Annotated in this window: 16 protein-coding genes and 1 pseudogene; 5 read left to right on the top strand and 12 right to left on the bottom strand. The window is 70.6% G+C overall.

All coding sequences use genetic code 11. The features are described from left to right. The first annotated feature begins 19 nt into the window (after positions 1-19). From ACFZBU_RS00570 to ACFZBU_RS00580, 3 genes are all read left to right on the top strand, one after another. Positions 20-412 carry an SCO5389 family protein gene (locus ACFZBU_RS00570; RefSeq protein WP_391581247.1) on the top strand — a complete coding sequence of 131 codons (393 nt, stop codon included), beginning with the start codon at positions 20-22 and terminating at the stop codon, positions 410-412. 182 nt (positions 413-594) lie between these two features. Next, positions 595-2,136 carry a long-chain-fatty-acid--CoA ligase gene (locus tag ACFZBU_RS00575; RefSeq protein WP_391581248.1) on the top strand — a complete coding sequence of 514 codons (1,542 nt, stop codon included), beginning with the start codon at positions 595-597 and terminating at the stop codon, positions 2,134-2,136. A 237-nt stretch (positions 2,137-2,373) separates the two neighbouring features. Next, positions 2,374-2,838, top strand: a complete 465-nt coding sequence (locus tag ACFZBU_RS00580; RefSeq protein WP_391581249.1) for a hypothetical protein — start codon at positions 2,374-2,376, stop codon at positions 2,836-2,838. Here ACFZBU_RS00580 and ACFZBU_RS00585 read toward each other — a convergent pair. Together ACFZBU_RS00585 and ACFZBU_RS00590 are read right to left on the bottom strand one after the other, a co-directional pair. Then, on the bottom strand, positions 2,822-3,121 hold the full coding sequence (locus ACFZBU_RS00585; protein ID WP_391581250.1) for a hypothetical protein: 300 nt from the start codon (positions 3,119-3,121) through the stop codon (positions 2,822-2,824). The two genes, ACFZBU_RS00580 and ACFZBU_RS00585, sit on opposite strands and share 17 nt — an antisense overlap. A gap of 151 nt (positions 3,122-3,272) precedes the next feature. Beyond that, a complete protein-coding gene (locus ACFZBU_RS00590) occupies positions 3,273-5,048 on the bottom strand; it encodes a 3-hydroxyacyl-CoA dehydrogenase family protein (RefSeq protein WP_391581251.1) in 1,776 nt (591 codons plus the stop codon). 453 nt (positions 5,049-5,501) lie between these two features. Here ACFZBU_RS00590 and ACFZBU_RS00595 point away from each other — a divergent pair, with 453 nt between their 5' ends. After that, positions 5,502-6,512 carry an LLM class flavin-dependent oxidoreductase gene (locus tag ACFZBU_RS00595; RefSeq protein ID WP_391581252.1) on the top strand — a complete coding sequence of 337 codons (1,011 nt, stop codon included), beginning with the start codon at positions 5,502-5,504 and terminating at the stop codon, positions 6,510-6,512. 101 nt (positions 6,513-6,613) lie between these two features. On the opposite strand, the pseudogene ACFZBU_RS00600 reads toward ACFZBU_RS00595, so the two are convergent. After that, positions 6,614-7,321, bottom strand: a pseudogene (locus ACFZBU_RS00600) (alpha/beta hydrolase); the annotation flags it as partial. Between the two features lie 323 nt (positions 7,322-7,644). Beyond that, positions 7,645-9,117 (bottom strand): MDR family MFS transporter, encoded by a 1,473-nt coding sequence (locus tag ACFZBU_RS00605; RefSeq protein ID WP_391581253.1) that lies wholly within the window; start codon positions 9,115-9,117, stop codon positions 7,645-7,647. A 91-nt stretch (positions 9,118-9,208) separates the two neighbouring features. Between ACFZBU_RS00605 and ACFZBU_RS00610 the strand changes: the two genes are divergently transcribed. After that, entirely contained in the window at positions 9,209-9,778 is a 570-nt protein-coding gene (locus ACFZBU_RS00610; protein WP_391581254.1) for a TetR/AcrR family transcriptional regulator, read from the top strand. Between the two features lie 330 nt (positions 9,779-10,108). Here ACFZBU_RS00610 and ACFZBU_RS00615 read toward each other — a convergent pair whose 3' ends face one another. The 8 genes from ACFZBU_RS00615 to ACFZBU_RS00650 all read right to left on the bottom strand — a co-directional run bounded on the left by ACFZBU_RS00615 (position 10,109) and on the right by ACFZBU_RS00650 (position 17,973). Next, entirely contained in the window at positions 10,109-10,606 is a 498-nt protein-coding gene (locus ACFZBU_RS00615) for an SAM-dependent methyltransferase (protein ID WP_391581255.1), read from the bottom strand. Between the two features lie 17 nt (positions 10,607-10,623). Beyond that, positions 10,624-11,217: an ATP/GTP-binding protein gene (locus ACFZBU_RS00620; protein WP_391581774.1), complete on the bottom strand. Its 594-nt coding sequence runs from the start codon at positions 11,215-11,217 to the stop codon at positions 10,624-10,626. Between the two features lie 40 nt (positions 11,218-11,257). After that, positions 11,258-11,578: a DUF742 domain-containing protein gene (locus tag ACFZBU_RS00625; RefSeq protein ID WP_391581775.1), complete on the bottom strand. Its 321-nt coding sequence runs from the start codon at positions 11,576-11,578 to the stop codon at positions 11,258-11,260. Between the two features lie 73 nt (positions 11,579-11,651). After that, complete coding sequence (locus ACFZBU_RS00630; RefSeq protein ID WP_391581256.1) at positions 11,652-12,107, bottom strand: roadblock/LC7 domain-containing protein; 456 nt, start codon at positions 12,105-12,107, stop codon at positions 11,652-11,654. Further along, a complete protein-coding gene (locus tag ACFZBU_RS00635) occupies positions 12,104-13,927 on the bottom strand; it encodes a sensor histidine kinase (RefSeq protein WP_391581257.1) in 1,824 nt (607 codons plus the stop codon). Before ACFZBU_RS00635 ends, ACFZBU_RS00630 begins: the two co-directional genes overlap by 4 nt. Positions 13,928-14,242: 315 nt before the next feature. Continuing rightward, a complete protein-coding gene (locus ACFZBU_RS00640) occupies positions 14,243-15,163 on the bottom strand; it encodes an ABC transporter permease (protein WP_391581258.1) in 921 nt (306 codons plus the stop codon). A gap of 27 nt (positions 15,164-15,190) precedes the next feature. Then, entirely contained in the window at positions 15,191-16,306 is a 1,116-nt protein-coding gene (locus ACFZBU_RS00645; RefSeq protein WP_391581259.1) for an ATP-binding cassette domain-containing protein, read from the bottom strand. 167 nt (positions 16,307-16,473) lie between these two features. Continuing rightward, the gene (locus tag ACFZBU_RS00650; RefSeq protein ID WP_391581260.1) at positions 16,474-17,973 is read right to left on the bottom strand and encodes an AI-2E family transporter; all 1,500 of its coding nucleotides are present in this window, start codon (positions 17,971-17,973) and stop codon (positions 16,474-16,476) included. Positions 17,974-18,105: the final 132 nt, after the last annotated feature.

Here is an 18,105-nt window from a genome sequence, read left to right on the forward strand (position 1 = left end):
CCGGCCGGAAGGAGCACCGATGTCGCTCGATGTGCCTGCGAAGCTGTTGGAACAGGCCGAACGCGGTGACGTGGACGAGGCCGAGTTCGTCGACTGTGTGCGCACCTCGCTGCCGTACGCCTGGAATCTCGTCTCCTCGCTGGTGACGCGACTCCAGGTGGATGGCGGCCCGTTCGCGGACAATCAAGTGCCGCCCAGCACCGAGACCGAGCGCGGGCAACTGCTGCGCGCGTTGGCCTCGGATGCCATTCGCGGCTCGATGGAACGGCATTTCGGCGTCAAGCTGGCGTTCCAGAACTGCCACCGCGTGGCGGTCTTCCCGGTCGAGAATCCGGACGCGGACCGGTACGCCAAGTTCACCTCCATCCGGGGGCAACTGCTCAACCAGTCACCGACGTTGCGCGACTGCTGAGACCTCGGCGAAACCCTTCGGCGGCGCGGGCGGGCCTGGACGGCGTGCCCGCGCCTCCGCATACCCGCTCCCGCTCCCGCTCCCGCGCCCGCCGGCGCCCCGGCCGGTTGCCGCCCGGTCGTCCTCCCGCCTCGGCCGTCCCGCACGGCCGCACCCCTCCCCTCCCACGCGAGGAGCAGTCCATGGGCATCACCCAGCCAGTGCACCGATGGGCCCAACAGACGCCGGAGCGCACGGCCGTGATCGACGGCGCCGCCGGCACCACGTTTCGCGAACTGCGGGAGCGGGTGGCCGGGTTCGCCGGTGCGTTGCGCGGGCTGGGGGTCGGGCCGGACGACCGGGTCGCGATCCTGGCCCTGAACTCGGCCCGCTACCTGGAGTGTCTGAGCGCGATCCCGTGGGCCGGTGGCGTGCTGAACCCGGTGAACATCCGCTGGAGCGCGGCCGAGGTCGCCTTCTCGCTGGACGACTCGCAGACCTCGGTACTGATCGTCGACGACACGTTCGCCGGTCTGGTACCCGCGCTGCGCGCCGCCTCGTCGAGCCTGCGCGAGGTCGTGCACATGGGCAACGCGCCGACCGGGCCCGGGATGCACGACTACGAGGCGCTGCTCGCCGCGGCCGAGCCGATCCCGGACGCGAACCGCGGTGGTGACGACCTCGCCGGGATCTTCTACACCGGCGGCACCACCGGATTCCCCAAGGGCGTGATGCTCTCGCACGACAACGTGCTCGCCTCCGCGATGGGCGGCCTGATCGTCACCGCGGCCTACCGGCTCGCCCCGGACGCCCGCGTCCTGCACGCGGCCCCGCTGTTCCACATCGCCGGGTTCGGCGTCTCGCTGATGACCTCGATCGTCGGCATACCGCAGGTGGTGCTGCCCTTCTTCGACCCCGAACAGGTCGCCGCGACCATCGAGCGCGAACGCATCACCGAGGTCTTCCTGGCCCCGACGATGTTGCAAATGATGCTGGAGCAACGGAAGTTCGCCGACCATGACCTGTCCTCACTGCGATTGCTCACCTATGGTGCGTCCCCGATCACCGCCGCGCTGCTCGACCGGGTGCTCGCGGCACTGCCCGGGACCGCCCTGATCCAGGCCTACGGACAGACCGAACTCTCACCGTTGGCAACGCTGTTGTTGCCACGGGACCATCTGGACGCGGATCCGGCGAAGCTGCGCTCGGCGGGCCGCCCGTGTTTCCACGCGGAGGTGCGGATCGTCGGCCCGGACGAGCGGGAACTCGCCCGCGGTGAGGTCGGCGAGATCGTTTCGCGCGGGGACCACGTGATGCAGGGGTACTGGAACCGACCGGAGGAGACCGGACAGGCGCTGCGCGGCGGCTGGATGCACACCGGCGATCTGGGCTTCATGGACGCCGAGGGTTACGTCACGGTGGTCGACCGGCTCAAGGACATGATCGTCACCGGCGCGGAGAACGTGTACAGCGCCGAGGTCGAGAACGCGGTCAACGCACACCCGGACGTCGCGGGCTGCGCCGTGATCGGCCTGCCCGACCCCGAGTGGGGCGAGCGAGTGCACGCCGTCGTGGTCCTGCACCCGGGCCGCGAGCTCACGGCCGAGCTGCTGCGGGCCCACGTGAAGACGTTGATCGCCGGCTACAAGGCGCCCAGGAGCGTCGAGTTCGTCGACGCGCTGCCGCTGACCGCGGCCGGCAAGGTGCAGAAGTCCGTGTTGCGCGAAAGAACGAACCAGCCGTGATCACGACCCTGGAGGCAGACCTCCGCATCGTTCGATCCGGCCACCGGCAAGGGGCCGGCCCGCCACCCGATCCACGACACCGAGCACGTGCGCGCGGCGGTGGACCGGGCCGGTGCGCCGGACGGACCCGACCCGATACCTCCGGGCCCGTCCGCCCGCCGGGCCGGACGGCGTCACTCGCGCCCGACTCGAACGAACTCTCGACAAACCCGCGCCCAGCGGGCACGATCGCGGCTTATGACGTTGACCCGGGGCATCGTGACGTACGCGGCCATCGTGACCTTGTGCGCCGAGGCGGTGGCGGCGGTCGCCTGTTGCGGCGTGGTCGCGCCGATGTTGGTCCTGCGTGTCACCCGGGACCGGGAAGTGGACAGCCGACCCCTGGTGAGCGGCCTCGGCATCGCCTTCTTCGCCCTGCTCGGCCTGGTGATCGTGATCTGGTCGGTGTGGGCGGTGAACAATCTGCGGGAACGGCTGCACACCGGCTCGTCCTCCCGGGTCGGCCTGATCGGCGCGGCCGGCCTGCACGTGGCGGGCTCGGCGGTCGCGCTGCTCGTCCCGCTCGTGCTCGCGGTGACCCTGCCGGCCCTGGCGCTGCTGCTCGCGGCGACCTTCGTGACCCGCTCCCGGCGCCCGTCCGGTCGGCGGATGGCCACGGGGCGCGACGCCGCCGCCGGGCGCGGCTCTACCGTCGCCGGGTGATTCGCCGCTGCCCGCGGCTGTTCCAGCACGGACGATGCCAGTGCCGACGCTCCTCGACCCGCCCGTCCGCGGACCACGCGACCACGTGCGGGACGCCCGGCGGGATCTCGTGGTCGCATCCGGGACATCGATAGGTCTTGGTCGCCGCCTGACCGCTGATCGGACGCACCAGCCATTCCCCGTCGGCCCCCGACTCGCGCTCCTCGAAGCCGAGGCTGGGGTCGCGGGGCTCGTCCCGGTCTACGGTCCGGGAGCGGCTGGTGGGCTTGTTACGACGCGGCACACAAAAAGGGTACGGGTGCACGCGGTGCGTACGCCCGTACCCCTCTCGTACTACTTACTTCCGACGTTCCGACGTTCCGACGTTCCGACGTCCCGACGTCCCGACGTCCCGACGTCCCGGCCTCGCGACGCCCGCGCCGGTCCGCCCCGCCCTACCGCTTCGCGTAGTCCCGGAAGCCGCGACCGGTCTTGCGGCCGAGATAGCCCGCCGTCACCAGGTGCTCCAGCAGCGGCACCGGCGACCAGCCCGGCTCGCGGAACTCGGCGAACAGCACCTTCTGGATGGCCAGCGAGACGTCCAGCCCGACCACGTCGAGCAGTTCGAACGGACCCATCGGGTAACCGGCGCCCAGCTTGATCGCGGTGTCGATGTCCTCGGCCGTCGCGTAGTTGGCCTGGAGCATGCGCACCGCGTCGTTCAGGTACGGGAACAACAGCGCGTTGACGATGAAGCCCGCGCGGTCCCCGCAGTCCACCGCGTGCTTCCGGGTCCGGCGACAGACCTCGTGGATGGTGGCCACCACGTCGTCCGTGGTGGCGACCGTACGCACCACCTCGACCAGCTTCATCACCGGCGCCGGGTTGAAGAAGTGCATGCCGACCACGTCGCCGGGCCGCGAGGTGGCCACCGCGCAGTCGATCACCGGCAGCGAGGAGGTGGTGGTGGCCAGGATCGCGCCGGGCTTGCAGATCTCGTCGAAGTTCTCGAACAGGGCCTGCTTGACCGACAGTTCCTCGACCACGGCCTCCACGACCAGATCCGCGAAGGCGAGGTCGTCGAGCCGGGTCGAGCCGATCACCCGGGCCAGCGCCTCGGCCTTGGCCTCCTCGGTCAGCCGGCCGCGCTGGATCTGCTTGTCCAGCGAGCGGACCAGCGCCGTACGCACCCGCTCGACCTTCTCCTGGCTGCGCGCGACGTAGACCACGTCGTAGCCGGACTTGGCGAACACCTCGACGATGCCCGTGGCCATCGTCCCGGTGCCCACCACGCCCACCGCGCGCACGTCGCGCGGAGTACCGGCGACCGCCGCGGACTCGCCGGCCTCGGCGACCACGACCGGAGAGCCGGCCTGCTCGTAGGTGTAGAAGCCGCGGCCGCTCTTGCGCCCGAGCAGGCCTGCGGTACGCATCTGCTTGAGGATCGGCGCGGGCGCGTGCAGGCGATCGCGCGACTGGCGATACATCTGCTCCAGGATCTCGTACGCGGTGTCGATCCCGACCAGGTCGAGCACCGCGAGCGGGCCCATCGGCAGACCGCAGCCGAAGCGCATCGCCGCGTCGATGTCCTCGCGCGTGGCGTACTTCTGCTCGTACATCGACGCCGCGTGGTTGAGGTACGCGAACAGCAGCCCGTTGGCGATGAACCCGGCCCGGTCGCCGGCCACCACCGGCGACTTGCCCAGCCGCTCGGCGAGCGCGACGACGTCGGCGAGCACCTCGGGTTCGGTGACCACCGTGCGCACCACCTCGACCAGCTTCATCACCGGGGCGGGGTTGAAGAAGTGCAGTCCCACGACGCGCGAGGAGCGCGCGGTGGACACCGAGAGCTCGGTGACCGACAGCGAGGAGGTGTTGGTGGCCAGGATGGTCTCCGGCCCACAGATCTTGTCGAGCCGGGCGAAGAGCTCCTGCTTCTGCTCCAGCTGCTCGGGTATCGCCTCCAGGACCAGGTCCGCCGCGGCGACCGCGTTCAGGTCGGTGCCGAGGGTGATGCGGTCGAAGATGTCTCGCTGCTGGTCCTCGGTCAGCTTGCCGCGCGCCGTGGCGCGGGCGGTCGACTCGGCGATCCGGGCCCGGCCGCGCGCGACGGCCTCGTCCGAGACGTCCACTCCCACGACGGTGATTCCCGCCCGGGCCAGAACCTCGACGATGCCGGCGCCCATGGTGCCCAGGCCGACCACGCCAACCGTGCTGATGTCACGGGTCATCTGCTGTGCTCCTCGCTGCTGAAATGGCGTCTCCCGAGCGGGAGTACGCCTTGGTTACTGCGAAGTAGTACCGCGGGGTTCCAGGAGTATGGCAGCCCCTGTCGGACAGGCACAGGCCGGTGGGATGTGCCGTTCGCCTCGGTCCGTCCCGAATGGGTGTTCGGGTGCGCACTCGGGCATTCCGGTCGACGGTCGTCGATCGGCGGTGGGTGTGATCGTCGACCCTCGGTCGTCGATCGGTACGCGGTGGCCGCCCGCCGGTGATCGGCGGTCGGCCGCCGGTGTGCCCTGCCGATAGCCGCCCGGTCGGGCGGAAAACCATCAGCGGTGAAGGATTACCTCCGAGGTCCTTCGAGCGTTGTGTTGTCGTGGGCGCCCCGCCCCACGCCCCGTTCCGCCGCCGTCGGCCTCGTCCGGCCGCTGGGCCGACGGGGTCACGACGAGGAGGACGCGATGAAGTTGGGCATCTTCCTGCTGGCGGCACAGTTCGACGCGGGCGATCACGGTGAGGTGCTCACCGCTGCCATGGACGCGGGAATCGCCGCGGAGGAGGCCGGGTTCGACGAGGCGTGGATCGCCGAACACCATTTCGTGCCGTATGGGTTGTGCCCGTCGGCGGTCACCTTCGCCTCCATGCTACTGGGGCGTACGCACCGAATCGGGGTGGGGACGGCCATCAGCGTGCTGTCGAACCAGCATCCGGTCGCTCTCGGTGAGCAGGCCGCCCTGCTGGACCAACTGTCCGGAGGCCGATTCACCCTGGGCGTCGGGCGCGGCGGGCCGTGGGTGGACCTGGAGGTCTTCGGCACCGGTCTGCGCCGGTACGAGGAGGCCTTCCCCGAATCGCTGGACCTGCTGATGCGCTGGCTCACCCACCAGCGGGTGGGCGCGGAGGGCGAGCACTTCGCGTTCCGCAAGGTGCCGGTGGTGCCGCGCCCGCACACCTACCCGCACCCGCCGGTGATCGTCGCCTGCACCTCGCGGGAGAGCGCCTCGCTGGCCGCCCGACACGGCCTGCCGATGCTCCTGGGCATGCACGCCGACGACGCGGAGAAGGCCGCGATGGTCCGCACCTACGAGTGCGCCGCATCCGCGTGCGGCCGGGACCCCAAGGCGGTCGAGCATGCCGCCGCGAGCGTCGCCTTTGTCGCGGACACCCACCGCGAGGCCGCCGACACCCTGCGCCGCGCGATGCCCCGGTGGCTGCGCCGGGGCCTGTCCGCGCACGTGACCGTGGACGACCGCCAGCGCCACATGCGCGACCCCGCCGAGTACACCGACTTCCTGTGCCGCATCCACCCGGTCGGCTCCCCGACCGACTGCGTCCGCCGCCTCTCCCGCACCGCCGAACGCACGGGCATCACCCGCTTCCTCCTGTTCACCGAGGGCGCGGGCGTGCCGTCGACGACGTTGGAGAACGTGAACCGCTTGGGGAAGGAGGTACTCCCGGAACTGGCGCGCTGAGCACACTCGGCTCCGCGGTGAGTGCGTGGCTCCGCGGTGAGTGTTCGGCCCTGCGGTGAGTACTCGGCTTCGACGGGAGCGGGGACGACAGTGCCCCGGAAAGAGTCAAGACGCGGCGCTCCCTCTTGAGACCGATCCCACTTGACCATGCTGCCGGAAAGCCCTGTTGCCCCATTCTCCGGCGCGTCGTAGTCGAGCCGGAAGACCGATGCCAAATCGTTGCCTGCGCCCGGGGTCAGTTTTCCGGCCACGAATTGCATTGCGTCGATCCGCTTGATTCCTCCTTCCAGGCCGTCGGTGACGGTCGCGCCGGTCCCGGGTGCCGAAACAGAGACATGCTTCGCTTTGTCAGGGTCGCCGATGGACATGACCACCTGGCCGTCAAGGAACCTGTCGCCGAACTTGAGCAGCATCAACTCCTTGCCGGGCGGCCGGGCATACCCGACAACCAAAGCTTTGTTGGCAGCCGTGAGATTGTCCCATTCGCGTTTGTCGTGATTGGGAGATCTGCCGTCGGCCAGTGCAGGTGACAGCTCGGTCAAGCGTTGATCCGGAGCCGTGCGATTTGCCTTGTTGCGGACGGCCGCCGGCAGGCCGTCCATGCTTCCCAGCTGTTTTGGATATGCGGCCAAGTATAGGGCTCGGTGCTCTTCGGACAGCCCTCGCCACCAGCCCGCCGTCTGGGTGGGATCCAGTTTCGGAACGGGCCCGACGCCATACGGACCGGCTACGCGCCGGCTGTCTTCGACGCTGTTCTGCCAGGAATTCAGCCGAGTCTCCGCGACGTCGCCGGGCAGCAATGTGGTCATGACCGCGGCGAATTTGGAGTCGGCTTCATTTGCCTGGCGTACGGGTGTATTGAACCGGGCGACATAGCTGTCGATTACGCTCTGCTGTCTCGCTGAATCTGCAGGAGTCAGATTATGGGGCTCCCGGGTTACTGCCGCCTGCACAGTTAATCCTCCGGGGTTCTCGATCACTCGGAGTCCCGAGGCTTCGGCCTCCTGGGTCGCCGATCGGAAAGAGGTTTGAATCGCGGGGAGTTCGGTTGCCGCGCGCTCGGTTGCACTGCGGTTGGCGGCCCGCCCTGCGGTGGGGTTCTGCGTGGGGTGGGTGTGGTTGTGGCGGGTGGTCAGACTTCGGTGGGCTCCTTGGTGGGTGCGGTGTCTCGGTTCGGGGGTTGTCCGCCGGGGCGGCCCGGGAGGAGGAGGCAGAGCGGGATGGCGGCGGCGGTGAAGGCGGTGGCCCACCAGAAGGCGTTGCCGAATCCCGAGGCCAGGGCGGAGGGGGTGCGGGCGCCGGTGGAGGTGCGCTGCAGGATCACGGCGAGCAGGGCGGTGCCCGCCGAGCCGCCGATCTGCTGGGCGACCCGGCTGATGCCGGAGCCCTGGGGGATCTCCTCGGGCTTCAGGCCGACGAAGGCGGCGCCCATGATCGTGATCATGGCGGCGCCCAGTCCGATGCCGCGCACGAACAGCACGGCCATCAGTGCCGTGTTGTCGGTGGAGGCGGTGACGAAGCCGAACGGCACGGTGGCCGCGCAGGTGAGGGTGAAGGCGGCGATGGCGACCGGGCGCGGTCCGAAGCGGTCCATGTACCGGCCGGCGAGCGAGCGGGAGAGGAGCGTGCCCACGCCCTGCGGGATGAGGAGCAGTGCGGCGCCGAGGGCGTCCTCGCCGCGTACCTGCTGCCAGTACAGCGGCAGCAGCATCATGGTGCCGTACAGGGCCGCGCCGGACAGGAAGACCAGCACCGACGAGGAGGCGAGGGCGCGGTGGCGGAACAGCCTCACGTCGATCAGGGCGTGCGGTCCGCGCCGCAGCGCCCAGCCGAGGTAGCCGAGCAGGAGGGCGAGCCCGGCGACGAGGGGCAGACCCACGGTGAGGCCGGCCGGCCCCTCGGAGCCGCCGATCCGGGTCAGGGCGTAGATGACGGCGGCGATTCCGGGTGAGAGCAGCAGCATGCCCACGACGTCGAGGCGAGGGCGGGGACCGGGCCGGTCCCGGGGCAGGTTGCGGGCGGCGAGGTAGGCGCCGACGACGCAGAAGGGCACGTTGAACAGGAAGATCCAGCGCCAGTCGCCCAGGTGCAGGATGGCGCCGCCGATCACCGGGCCGAGGACCGGGCCGAGGGCGGTGGGCACGGTGATCAAGGACATGATCCTGCCGATGTTGCGGCCCTTGGCCGCCTGCATGATCAGCGTGGTCATCAGCACCATCATGATGCCGCCGCCGAAGCCCTGGACCACCCGGAAGACGATCAGGCTCGGGGCGTTCCAGGCCGTGGCGCACAGCAGCGACCCGACGAGGAACAGGCCGAGCGCCGCGATCCACAGGCGTTTGCCGCCCAGGGCCGCCTGTAGCCAGCCGACGGCGGGCATCACGGTGGCCAGGGCCAGCAGGTAGGCGGTGCTCACCCACTGGACGGTGGCCAGGGAGGCGTGCATCCGTCCGGCGAGGTCGTCGATGGCGACGCTCATGATCGTGGTGTCGAAGATGACCGCGAGCGCGCCGATGATCAGGGTGAAGGTCATGCGGCGCAGGGCCGGGTCGATGCGGTCGGGGTCTGCGGCAACGGAAGGCAACCGAGTGCTGTCGGCCTTCATGAACGCTCCTTAAGATAACGCGTCTATCTTATGGAGGTCAGGGTAGGGCGCTAGAATAAGATAGGCAAATCTATCCAAGGGAAGGTTGCGGATGACGGAGCGGCGCCGCGGGGCGGCATTGGAGAAGGCTCTCCTCGATGCGGCCTGGGAAGAGCTGACCATCCACGGCTACGCCAAGTTCACGATGGACGCCGTCGTCAAGCGCGCGGGTACCAGCCCGCCCGTCCTGTACCGCCGCTGGTCCGATCGCGACGAACTCGTCCGGGCGGCCATCGCGCACACCCTGAAGGAGTCCCGCCTGGAGATTCCCGACACGGGAAGTCTGCGTGGGGACGTCCTCACCCTCATGCGGGCGATCAACGCCACCCGTGTCCAGCTCGCGACCGTCATGATCGCGCACCTGGCCGCCTACTACCAGGCGACCGGGACTCGCCCCAGCGACCTGACCGATCCGCTCACGACCGGGCGCAAGGAAGCTGTGGACACGCTCTTCGACCGAGCCGTCGAGCGCGGTGAGGTCGACCCGGAACGTCTCACCGAGCGCATCAAGTCACTTCCCTTCGACCTGTTGCGGCACGAATTTTTGACGACCTTCGCCCCTGCGCACGATCGTGACCTCGAGGAGATCGTGGACGGGATCTTCCTGCCTTTGGTGCGGTGAGCTCGGGTGGGGCGGGCTGGTTCGCCTCATGCGCCGGCGGGGCTGTTTGGCCTCATGCGCCGGCCGGGCTGCTCGCCTCATGCGCCGGCGGGGCTGAGTGGCCTCAAGCGCCGGCCGGGCTATTCGCCTCATGCGCCGGCGGGGCTGAGTGGCCTCAAGCGCCGGCCGGGCTATTCGCCTCAAGCGCCGGCGGGGCTGAGTGGCCTCAAGCGCCGGCCGGGCTGGTTCGCCTCAAGCGCCGGCGGGGCTGGGTGGCCTCAAGCGTCGGGCGGGCCGACTTGCCTTGAGTGCCCGCCCCGTTGGGGTGGCTTGTGGGTGGGCCTGGGTGGGTCAGGGTGTGTAGTAGTTGGTCATCAAGGCCGTTGACCAGGGGGGCTGGTGGAGTTGGCCTCGGGGGGCGAATTCGGTCAGGTAGGGCTTGAGGTCGAGGACGGGGGTGTGGTCGATGGCGTCCAGGCCGCGGACGTGGATGGTGAGGTTGTCGACCTGTTCGATGGAGCATCTCGATACCGCCAGGCGGTTGGGGCGGTTCTTGCCGCGTTGGGCGAAGATGCCGACCCGTGGCCAGTCCGGGTTGCCGCGGGGGTGGCGGGCGCCGGTTTCGATGGCCTCGTCCGGTACCCGGTGGAAGTGGAAGACCACCTCCAGGTGGGAGAAGTCGGACAGGCCGGCCAGCGCCTCCGGGCCGAAGCGGTCGGCGTCCAGGTGGATCACCGAGGGCACGTCTCCCCAGTGGTCGTCGAGGAGTTCCACGCGCGGGCAGGACACCCACCCGATCGGGCGCAGGGTGATCTCCGCCGCCGGCCACGTCGGCTCCGGCTGCTCCATCGGTGCCATCCTCCGTCCTACGGCGTGAGTTCCAGTGCGTGCACGACCAGTTCGGCCAGTGCGTCGACCGCGCTTTCCCGGACTCGGGCGTCGCATTCGGTCATCGGGGTGCGCGGGCTGATCGACAGGGCGTCGCGCAGATCCTCCTCGGGATAGCGCGGTGCGTCGTCGAAGAGGTTGACCGCGACCACGAACGGAATGCCGGAGCGCTCGAAGTAGTCCACCGCCGGGAAGCTGTCCTCCAGCCGCCGGGTGTCCACCAGGACGATCGCGCCCACCGCACCGCGCACCAGGTCGTCCCACATGAACCAGAACCGGTTCTGCCCCGGGGTGCCGAACAGGTACAGGACCAGGTCGGATTCCAGGGTGATTCGGCCGAAGTCCATCGCGACCGTCGTGGTGCGCTTCTCCGGCAGGCCGGACAGGTCGTCGACGTCCTCGCTCAGCACCGTCATGACCGATTCGGTGGTCAGCGGCGGGATTTCCGAGACGGCCGCCACCAGCGTGGTCTTGCCGACCCCGAAGCCGCCCGCGACGACGATCTTCGTCGAGGTGATCGGCGGCCCCTCGCCGATCCGCCGACCGCCCGCACCCGCGGCGGGCAGCGGGATGGCCGGGACCTCGTCGCCGAGTCCGGCGAGTCCGCCGAGATCAAATCTTGCGTAGTCCACCGAGCACCCTCTCCAGCAGCGCGCGATCGGGTCGGCCGGCCTCGTGCTCGGCCTGGTACACGCTGATTCGGCCCTGCGAGGCCAGGTCGCTGATCAGTACCCGCACCACGCCGAGCGGCATGTGCAGGATCGCGGCCACCTCGGCCACCGACCGAACCCCTCGGCACAGGTGCACGATCCGGGCGACCTCCGGCATGTCGCCGCTCTCGTCCTGGGGGCAGTCCAGCGTGGTGACCAGCGTCTCCACGAGCAACACGTGGCCGTACCGGGTGCGGCCCCGGGTCAGCGTGTAGGGGCGCACGCGCGAGGTACGGCCGCCCGTGTCGGGTCGGGACGCGTACCCCCGCTCTGCGTCGTAGTCGGAATAACCGCCGTCAGGAGCCAACGCGACCACCTCCACGGTCCTGGTGCATCTGTGCGCGCAGGGCCGGCGTCAGGACGTGGCCGGCGCGCCGTACGAACGAGGTCATCTGGTACGCGATCACGCCCAAGTCGGCGGATCCGCCCGCGTGTACGCCCAAGCAGGAGCCGTCGCTGATGGACATCGCCACGACGTAGCCCTCGGCCATCGTGACGATCTCCTGGCGGACCGCGCCCATGTCGAGCACGCGCGAGGTGCCCTCGGCCAGGGCGACCAGGCCGCTGACGATCGCGCCGAGTTGCTCCTCCGCGTCCGCCGCGGCGGCGGTCGCGTCCGGGCCGCGCGCGCTGGCCAGCATCAGGCCGTCGGAGGAGACCAGGACGACCTCGCGGACCCCCGGGACATCCCCGGCCAGGCCGGCCACCAGCCAGTCGACGTCGCGTGCCGTGGTGCCATTCGACCCGGTCACCGGTCTCCACCTCCTGTCTCCTCCCGCGCGGGCGGCGGGAAGGTGGGTTCTTCGTCGGACGGGGCGACCGGGTCGGTTGCCTCGCCCTCCCGGCGGGCCGCCTCCAGACCTTCCTGGAAGCCGGTCAGCCGCTTGCGCAGTTCGGCGGCGGAGAGCGCGCCGGTGTCCCGGGACGTGTCCGCGGCGGGAACCACGCGCACCGCACCGCTGTTGTCGCCCACCACGAGGCGCTTGGGCAGGCCGCGCCGGGTGCGGCCGACCGCGGAGACGGCGGGCCCCGTGCCGTCCCCGCCGGCGGCCGTGTGCGGCTTCGCGGGAGCGGCCGGTTGCGGCTTCGGCGCCGCGGTGCGCCGGGCCGGCGGGGTGACCGTGGCGGCCGGCGCGGCGGTCGGCGGTGTACCGGCCCGGGGCGGGTCGGTGGCCTCCGCCACCGCGGCCTCGCCCGCTTCGGCGTCCGCGAACAGTGCGCCCGGGGCGAGCAGCTTCGCCGCAGCCTCCTCCGGCGCCGGCGCGGGGTTGGCGGCCGGCGTGCGCTTGGGCAGCCCCTTCGGCGTCCGGGCGGGCGGCGCGGCATCCTCGCGCGGCACCACCGGACCGCGCGATGCGGCGGACGTGGTCCGAGGGGGCGCGACGGCCTCGACCCCGGCCGCCTCGACCGCGACGGCGGGCGTCGCAGCGGCCTCGGCCGGCCGTGCCGGCAGCGCCAGGCGGGCGGCGCCGGGCGGGATGGCCCGTGCGCCGGGGGCGACGCCCGGGATGGCCATTCGGTCCCGCTCGCGCTCCTGCTCCCGGTCCCGCTCGGCGGAGAACTCGGCGGGTGAGGGGCCCAGGCCGTTGAACGCCGTCGCCGGGATCACCACGACCGCACTCAGGCCGCCCTGCGGGCGCGGGCGCAGTTGCACCCTGATGCCGTGCCGGCGCGCCAGCCGGCCGACCACGAACACGCCCAGGCCGCCCGCGCCGCCGGCGGCCTCCTCCTCGGTGCTGTCCCGTTCGATCTGCGAGTTCAACTCGGTGAGCCGGTCCGCCGGTACGCCGATCCCGTTGTCGTCCACCGACAACACGACCTCGCCGTTCTCCAGCGTCCAGCCGCCGATCTCCACCCGGGACTCGGGCGCCGAGTAGGCCGCGGCGTTCTCCAGGAGTTCGGCGAGCAGGTGGCCGACGTCGTCGGCGGCGCGGCCGAGTACCTCGGCGCGCGGCACGTGGCCGACGTCGATCCGCTCGTAGCGCTCGATCTCGGAGACACCGGCGCGGACCACGTCCAGCAGCGGGATCGGTGGGCGTCGGCCGCGTCGCTCGTCCGCGTCCGCGAGCACGAGCAGGTTCTCGCTGTTGCGGCGCATCCGGGTGGCGAGGTGATCGAGCCGGAACAGGTCCTGGAGCCGCTGGGGTTCGTCCTCGCCGTGTTCGAGCTTCTCGATCAGGTCCAGTTGCCGCTCGACCAGGGTCAGTGTGCGCATCGACAGGTTCACGAACACGTCGTGGACCCGGCCGCGCATCAGGGTCTCCTCGTCGGCGAGTGCGGCGCGTCCGCGCAACAGCTCGTCGTGTTCTGCCTCCAGGCGGGCGCGTTCGGCCTCCAGCCGGGCGCCCTCCGCGGCCTGACGCACGGTCAGTTCACGCAGTCGGGCGATGCGCCGCTCGGAGACCCGGTGCCGCAACCACGCGGCGATCGAGGACAGCGCGACGGCGGTGGTGAGCAGCGTGCCGGCGAGTACCGACTGCCACACGGTGTCCGAATCGCCCAGCAGGACGACGGCGGTCGCGATCCCCGCCAATGCGAAGACGGCCGCCGCGGAACCGAGCCCCGCAGCCACTCCGCCCCCCGAGCGCCGGCTCTGGTGAACGGGAGCGGGAACGCGCACAGGTGCCGCGTCCGCTGCGTTGGGTGTTCCTGGATCCCCCTGCCCATACATGAGACGTGAGCATATCGTCGGACCATCTTTCGATGTGCCCTCAGTGGCTGTGCGAGTCGCCCCGAAAACGGCCGAAAGGCCCCGCCCGACGACTGTCGAGCGAGACCTTTTCGGTATACGGACCAACATTTTTGACGAACGGTCAGCCGATCGCCGCGACAGGCGGCCGGCCGAGCGCCCCGCCGAGCGGCCGGGCGGACCGGTGGACCGCGCCGGTCACACGTCGCGCGAACGCAGCCGGATCCCGCCCGCGATCAGCGCGATCGACGCGTACGCCGCGATCAGCAGCAACGAGGGCCACGGGCCCGGGCCGCCGTCGTCGCCACCGCCACCGATCAGCTTTCCGAGCGCGAACATCGGCGAGTACTCCATGACCTTCTCGCCGACCGAGTGCGGCAGGAACGGACCGATGATCATGGGCAGCAGGATCACGCCCATCAGCGCGGTGATCGCACCCGCCGAATGCCGCAACAACACGCCCAGGCCGAGGCCGAACAGACCGATCACGGCCAGGTAGAGCGAGCCGCCGACGATGCTGCGGAGCAGGTCGACGTCGGCGCTGGACTCGCCGATCCGCGAGGTCAGCATCGACTTGCCGATCACGGCGGTCAGGCCCATCGTGACCACACCGACCCCGAACATCAGGCCCGCGAAGACCACGCCCTTGGCGACCAACACCTGGAGCCGGCGCGGGTACGCGGTCAGCGTGGTGCGGATCATGCCCGTCGTGTACTCGGCGGAGATGGTCAGCACGCCCAGCGTCGCGGCGGCGAGCTGGGCGATGATCACGCCGATCAGCGCGATGCTCACGTAGTCGTCGTCGGTGTCCGGATTGACCGTGCCGGCCAGCAGCACACCCAGGCCCAGGATCAGCAGCACCATCACGGCCAGCGTCCACATGGTCGAGCGGACCGTGCGGATCTTGGTCCACTCGGACAGCAGCACCCGACCGAAGCCCGCGTTGCCGCCACCGACCTGGCCGCCGAGCTGCACCTGCTGCACCGGCGGGTACGGCGCCTGCTGCGCGGGCGACGCGAACTGCCCGCCCGGCTGCTGGAGTGCCTGCTGCGGAGGGGCCATGTGCGCGGGCGCCATCACGTGCGGCTGCTGCGGCACGTGCGGTTGGTTCTGCGGCATGGGGGGCGGAGTGTTCTGTGCCATCGCTCAGCCCTCGCTTCCGTTGGACTGCGGCTTGGACAGGTTCGGGGCGCCGGCGCCCGGGGCCCCGACGGGGGCTCCCCACGGCGCACCGGGCGCACCCTGCTGCGGGTATCCCGGCGGCGGACCGGCGAACTGCGGACCGCCCTGCTGCGGATAGCCGGGCGGCGGTGCCATCCCGGGTGCACCCCATCCGGGCGGCGGGCCGCCCGGCAGCCCGGCGCGGTACTCCACGCTGTGCTGGGTCATCCGCATGTAGACCTCTTCGAGCGAGTCGAAGCGCGGCGAGAGCTCGTGCAGCGCGATGCCGTGCTCGGCGGCGAGGTCGCCGATCGTCGCCGGCGGCAACTCGTGCACGCGAAAGGCGCCCGGCACCGTCTGGTCCGGGGTGATCGTTGCGCCCTTGCCCTGGAGCAGCGTGTTGAGCTTCTCCGCCTGCGGCGAGCGCACCACCGTGAACGACTGCGAGTTCGTCTCGATGAAGTCGCGCATCGAGGTGTCGGCGATCATCCGCCCCTGCCCGATCACGATCAGGTGGTCGGCGGTCACCTCCATCTCGCTCATCAGGTGGCTGGAGACGAAGACGGTGCGACCCTCCGAAGCGAGCTGCTTCATCAGGTTGCGGATCCACAGGATGCCCTCGGGGTCGAGCCCGTTGACCGGCTCGTCGAACATCAGGATGCCGGGGTCGCCGAGCAGCGCGGACGCGATGCCCAGCCGCTGGCCCATGCCGAGCGAGAAGCCTCCCGCGCGCTTCTTGGCGACCTGGGTCAGGCCGACCATCCCGAGCACCTCGTCCACCCGGCGGTTGGGGATGCCGTTGCTCTGCGCGAGGCACAGCAGATGGTTGTACGCGGTCCGGCCGCCGTGCATCGCCTTGGCGTCCAGCAGCGCGCCCATCTCCCGCAGCGGGGCCTGGACGTGGTCGTACGGGCGGCCGTTGACCGTGACATTGCCGCCGGTCGGTGCGTCCAACCCGAGGATCATCCGCATGGTGGTCGATTTACCGGCGCCGTTGGGGCCGAGGAAGCCGGTCACCGAGCCCGGACGCACCTGGAAGGAAAGCTGATCCACCGCCAGCTTGTTTCCGTAGCGTTTGGTGAGCCCTCTCGCTTCGATCATCTGTTGCCGCACTCCCAGGATGGTTTCGGTGCATGAGCTGGTTGAGATGTTGAGGTTCGAGCTTAGGGCCGAAAGGCCGCTGCCGACGGCAGCCGCACGGCGGGCCCTGGTCCGGTCACAGGTTCGAGGGAAGTCCCGCGAATCATCCCGCAGGATGATTGACAAGCTCAGGCTTGATCCTGGCGAGGTGTGACCACTTCGCGGAGTATGAGCAATACGGCGGCTGCGATGGGAATTGCGAGCAATGCCCCCGTCACGCCGAGCAGCGCGCCACCGACCAGCGCCGCGATCACCGTGATCGCGGGCGGCACGTTCACCGCGCGGTTCATCACCCGCGGATAGATCAGGTAGTTCTCGAACTGCTGGTAGGCCAGGAAGAAGATCACGCACGTGAGCGCCTTGCCGGGGGAGTCGAAGAAGACCACGACCGACACCACCGCGGCGCCGATGGTGGCGCCGATCATCGGGATCAGGTCGGTGAACGCGATCACCAGCGCCAGCGGCAGTGCGTAGTCGTTGCCCAGGACCATCAGGAAGATGAACGAGGACAGGCCCGCGCAGGTGGCCACGATCAGCGCGCCGTTCACGTAGCCGCCGATCCCGGACAGGATCTCGTCGCCGAGCAGCCGCACCCGGGCTCGGCGCGACTTCGGGAACAGGTTGTACAGGTGGTTCTTGATGCTGGGCAGCGCGCCCAGGAAGTAGAGCGTCAACACGATCACGGTGAGCGTGTCGAACACCGAGGTCAGCACCATCTTGCCGAAGCCCCACAGGCCGCCCGCCACGTTCTGCGCGGTATTGGCGTCCGCGGCCCAGTCCTTGGCCCGGGTGACGATGTCGTACTTCTCGTCGAGCTTGCGGAACCTCTCGTTGTTGCGCAGTTCGGTGAGGCTGTCGGGGATGGAGTTGATCAGACTCGACGTCTGTTCGACCAGCGGTTGTGCGATCGCGGTGGCGAAGCCGGCGGTCACCACCACGAAGCCCAGGGCGACCGTGCACACCGCCCAGCGCCGGGCCATGCCCCGACGCTCCAGCCGCTCCACGAACGGGTTCAGACCCGCGGCCAGGAAGAACGAGATCAGGATGACGATCAGGACGTGCTGGATGCCCAGCACGGCCTGGGCCAGGAACCACGCGGTGATCAGCCCGAGGCCGCCGATGAAGCCGATGTAGAACGGCGACGAACGCCGCAGCGGTTGACCGGGGTCGCCGAACCGCGAGCCGACGCCGGTCCACGGCCGGACCGAGGCCTGGGTCGAGGCCGGGTCCTCGCCGTCGGCCTGCGCCGGGAGGACCGTGCCCGCGTCGACGCGCGCGCCGGCGGTGCCGGCGGCGGGGTCGGCCGCGGGGTCGTCCGCGGCACCGACCGGGTCCGGTCGCGGCGCCGGATCGGCCGCGCCCGCCGGATCGGGATCGGGATCGGGGTCGGCCGAGCCGACCCGGGCCTGCACGGGCACCGGCACCGGCACCGGCGCCGGATCGGCCGAAGTCCCCGGCGCGGCCCCCGGTTTGCCCGGCGCCGTCGGGTCGCCTGCGGTCGGGTCCGCGGGCTGCGCGGGTGCGCCGGTCCCGTCCGCCGCCGTGCCCGCGCCCGCATCCGGGGCGCTGCCGTTCCCGGTGGGCGCCCCCGATCTGCGGCGCGGCCAGATGTTGCCGAGTCGACCCATGCCCCGTTGCTCCTCGTTCACCCTGCTCGGATCCGACGATTCGACACGAATCGCATCCCGCCGACGGGCCCCGAGACTGCGTCATGAAAATGCGGCCGGGCGGCGGGCGGGTCCTCGTGGAACCCGTCCGCC

The organism is Embleya sp. NPDC008237 (assembly GCF_042956465.1).
GTDB lineage: Bacteria > Actinomycetota > Actinomycetes > Streptomycetales > Streptomycetaceae > Embleya.